Origin of the sequence: Streptomyces sp. MUSC 14 (assembly GCF_001866675.1) — a bacterium.
Taxonomy (GTDB): domain Bacteria; phylum Actinomycetota; class Actinomycetes; order Streptomycetales; family Streptomycetaceae; genus Streptomyces.
Genome location: NZ_MLYN01000057.1, coordinates 1 through 1,428, shown reverse-complemented (window position 1 = coordinate 1,428; position 1,428 = coordinate 1). Strand labels below are relative to the sequence as shown.

Here is a 1,428-nt window from a genome sequence, read left to right as displayed (position 1 = left end):
GGTCGTGTCCCTCGTCGTGGTGTTCGGGATCAACTGGCGGGCGTGTTCGGGGTGTTGGGTAGCGCGGGGGCGCTTTCGGGGAGTTCGCGGTAGATCTCGCCCATGCTGCCTTCGGGGAGGTAGCGGCGGGGGAAGGCTATCCATTCGTCGTGCATCTCGAAGAGCACGGCGGTGACCAGCCGGATGAGCGCGTCGTCGTTGGGGAAGACCTGGACGACGTCGATCCTGCGCTTGATCTCCCGGTTCACCCGTTCCAGCGGGTTCGTGGACTGGATCTTCTTCCAGTGCCGGGGCGGGAAGTTGGCGAACGCGGTCAGATCCTCCTTCGCCTCCAGCAGCATCGCTTTGACCTTGGGGAACTGGGTGCCGAGCATGTCGGCGACGGTGTCCAGCTGAGTGCGCACGAGGCCGGCGGTGGGCTGGGTGAAGATCGTGCGGATCGTCGCGGCGACCATCTCGCCGGAGTCCCGGTCGATCACGCTGAAGACGTTGCGCAGGAAGTGAACCCTGCACCGCTGCCAGGCGGCGCCGAGCATCACCTTGCGGACCGCGGCGACCAGCCCGGCGTGCTGGTCGGTGACGACCAGGCGGACCCCGGACAGGCCGCGCTCACGCAGCGAGCGGAGGAACTCTTTCCAGAACGCCTCGCTCTCGCTGTCGCCGACCATCAGGCCCAAGACCTCGCGGTTGCCGTCCTCGGTGATGCCGGTGGCGACCACGACGGCCCGGGAGACGATCTGGTGGTTGACCCGCGCCTTGCAGTAGGTCGCGTCCAGGTAGACGTAGGGGAAGCGGACATGGTCCAGCGGGCGGGTGCGGAACGCGGTCAGCGGCTCGTCCAGGGCCGCGCAGATCCGGGAGACCTCCGACTTCGAGATGCCGCTGTCCCCGCCGAGGGCTTTGACCAGGTCATCGACGCTGCGGGTGGAGACGCCGTGCACGTATGCCTCCATGATGACGGCGTAGAGGGCCTGGTCGATGCGGCGCCGTCGCTCCAGCAGTGAGGGGAAGAAGCTGCCGGTGCGGACCTTGGGGATCTCCAGGTCCAGGTCGCCGGCCAGCGTGGTCAGCACCTTCTCGCGGTGTCCGTTGCGGATGTTGGTCCGCGTCGGCGTGTGTTCGTTCCATTCCGCGCCGATGTGGGCACTCGCCTCGGCCTCGATCAGCTCCTGCACCATCCGCTCCGCGATGGCGCGGATGAGCTCGATTCCGTCGGTCGAGCGTAGTGACTCAAGCAGCCGTATCAGTTCAGACTGGGACAGGGCCATCGTGCACTCCTCGTGGTTGAACTGGGCGTTCACCAAGGAGAGTTACGCGGTGGCCCGCCTCCTGTTCAGGGAGCGGTACTCACCCGTGGAAGTGCGCCCCGGGCAGACGCCCGCGCACTCCCGGCCGCTGATCCCGTACACCACGACAAGGGACACCATC

The 1,428-nt window shown here is 67.0% G+C and carries 1 protein-coding gene; it reads right to left on the bottom strand.

Annotation, left to right across the window (positions count from 1 at the left end):
* Nucleotides 1-29 precede the first annotated feature (29 nt).
* Nucleotides 30-1,268 (bottom strand): IS256 family transposase, encoded by a 1,239-nt coding sequence (locus BIV25_RS33610; RefSeq protein WP_071376280.1) that lies wholly within the window; start codon nt 1,266-1,268, stop codon nt 30-32.
* Between the last annotated feature and the right edge of the window lie 160 nt (nt 1,269-1,428).